General features: G+C 53.0%; 1 CRISPR repeat array.

Annotation, left to right across the window (positions count from 1 at the left end):
- Positions 1 to 17: 17 nt before the first annotated feature.
- Positions 18 to 2,565: direct repeats of the CRISPR family, unit length 36 nt; unit sequence GTTTCCAATTTCTAGGGATCCCCCCGAAGGGGGAAC.
- Between the last annotated feature and the right edge of the window lie 291 nt (positions 2,566 to 2,856).

The raw sequence follows: 2,856 nt of genomic DNA, 5'->3' as shown, positions 1-2,856 counted from the left end.
TGGAGGCCTGGAGGCTCGTTTCCAATTTCTAGGGATCCCCCCGAAGGGGGAACTCTCACAAAACTTCCGAAGTATCCACTCCGGAAGTCGTTCGGAGATGTTTCCAATTTCTAGGGATCCCCCCGAAGGGGGAACTGTTTGGGATAAACAACACCCAGGAGAAATCCTGGGTGTTTCCAATTTCTAGGGATCCCCCCGAAGGGGGAACGATACCACGCGATCAGGATGATGCGGCCTTTGAGGCGTTTCCAATTTCTAGGGATCCCCCCGAAGGGGGAACGGGGTGTAGTCGATGGAGGGCGACAAATGCACTCTTCTCGTTTCCAATTTCTAGGGATCCCCCCGAAGGGGGAACCTTTACCACATCTACAGCTGCGGCATGCCACGATAGTGTTTCCAATTTCTAGGGATCCCCCCGAAGGGGGAACGCCTAGGATCCGCGCCCACCTGGCGTGGCGGGCCAGCATCTCGTTTCCAATTTCTAGGGATCCCCCCGAAGGGGGAACGCCAAACAATTGTCAAACAAATTCGACAACAGGCTGAACAAGCGTTTCCAATTTCTAGGGATCCCCCCGAAGGGGGAACCAAAACCCTACGAATGACCTCACGAGAACTTACTTTGGTTTCCAATTTCTAGGGATCCCCCCGAAGGGGGAACAACATATTGGCGGCAGGGCTTGCCGACCTCAATGGGCAGGTTTCCAATTTCTAGGGATCCCCCCGAAGGGGGAACGTAGTGTTTTAGCAGTTGAGCTTAAAGAGCATCCTGAGGTCAGTTTCCAATTTCTAGGGATCCCCCCGAAGGGGGAACAACTGTCTGCAAGAGATCCGTTGACCCAAATGAACCAGTTGTTTCCAATTTCTAGGGATCCCCCCGAAGGGGGAACCAAAGCCGAGATCGTCGGCGTGAGCACAAGAGACATGTTGTTTCCAATTTCTAGGGATCCCCCCGAAGGGGGAACTCCAACTGATTTAACTCTGTCACCAAAGGCTACCACTAGGGTGTTTCCAATTTCTAGGGATCCCCCCGAAGGGGGAACACTTGCGTGGTCCAACGCTTCAGGTATTCAGCCTTGGGTTTCCAATTTCTAGGGATCCCCCCGAAGGGGGAACTTCCCTTAAAACTAGAACAAGGGAGATTTTAAGGAGGGAGTTTCCAATTTCTAGGGATCCCCCCGAAGGGGGAACCTACGTCAACCCAACTAAAGGGCTGATTGACTAGTTCCGTTTCCAATTTCTAGGGATCCCCCCGAAGGGGGAACTCTATTTCCAGGTCTTTGATCTATATTATGACGAGTACTGGTTTCCAATTTCTAGGGATCCCCCCGAAGGGGGAACAAGAACAATTAGACTGCCCCGAAGTTCCACCGGGATACGACGGTTGGTGTTTCCAATTTCTAGGGATCCCCCCGAAGGGGGAACGTCACAAGACCGACCGCGGAACTGCAAGCGAGTGCAATTGTTTCCAATTTCTAGGGATCCCCCCGAAGGGGGAACACGTTGGCCCTCATACACACCCGACACCCGCCGCAGGGTGGTTTCCAATTTCTAGGGATCCCCCCGAAGGGGGAACAAATAGCCTATTACATGGCCGTTGCAAATAGAGTTGATCGTTTCCAATTTCTAGGGATCCCCCCGAAGGGGGAACGGTATAGCCTTAACTAAGGCTAGAGCGTCATTCCAAACTGTTTCCAATTTCTAGGGATCCCCCCGAAGGGGGAACACGGGTTTGACCCAGGACCAGTTAGATTGGTTCCTGTCAAGTTTCCAATTTCTAGGGATCCCCCCGAAGGGGGAACTAGAAGTTGATAAGATAACCGCCCTCACAAACCTGTACGGACGTTTCCAATTTCTAGGGATCCCCCCGAAGGGGGAACTTGAACATGAAAATCGTAATGACAGGTTCCATAGCAAGTTTCCAATTTCTAGGGATCCCCCCGAAGGGGGAACGACGTCCGGGTCGATGGCGGATCCCTCTCGCTCTGCCTCGTTTCCAATTTCTAGGGATCCCCCCGAAGGGGGAACTCACACCTTTACAAGTGCTATACGCACCTGGTTCTGGATTCGAGTTTCCAATTTCTAGGGATCCCCCCGAAGGGGGAACGGAAATCTCCCACGTTCCCAATCCTGTGAGAAAGGTCAAAAGTTTCCAATTTCTAGGGATCCCCCCGAAGGGGGAACCTGACCCTTGCTGGTGGGGCGCAGGCATCGTCAGCACATCCACGTTTCCAATTTCTAGGGATCCCCCCGAAGGGGGAACCGCCCAGCACTGGGGCTCTTGCCCTCGTGGTCTAAACGTTTCCAATTTCTAGGGATCCCCCCGAAGGGGGAACCGCGCCATCGCTGCTGCTTCGCGGATCCCTTGCTCCAGTTTCCAATTTCTAGGGATCCCCCCGAAGGGGGAACATGCCGCGCGTACTGCACGACATACCCTAAGGTAAAGTGGATAGTGTTTCCAATTTCTAGGGATCCCCCCGAAGGGGGAACAAGTTGAGCTAAATAAAGCCCAAATTCGGCTGGCTAGCTCTTGTTTCCAATTTCTAGGGATCCCCCCGAAGGGGGAACTCCACCCCTATTAAACCCAAGCAGGGCAAGGAATGCAAGACCCATTTGCGAGGGATCCGGAAAAAAGTCGGCAAAAAGGGTGCTGGCGAGGGGGCTTTGGGGCCGGAAAGCCTTGTGGCGCAAGGCGTCGAGGGATCGGACGAAAGAATCGGCCTTTGCGGCTTTTGGCGGATCGCTCGCGGAGGCGTTGATACCGTTTGAGTGTGCTTTTGGAAACACCGAGTGCTTAAGTAGGAAGAGCATGACTCTAGTCAATAATAAGCTCAACTATACTGAAAATAATGTATAATA

Source organism: Synechococcus sp. RC10B2 (assembly GCF_047502635.1).
This window is presented reverse-complemented; position numbering and strand designations above follow the sequence as displayed.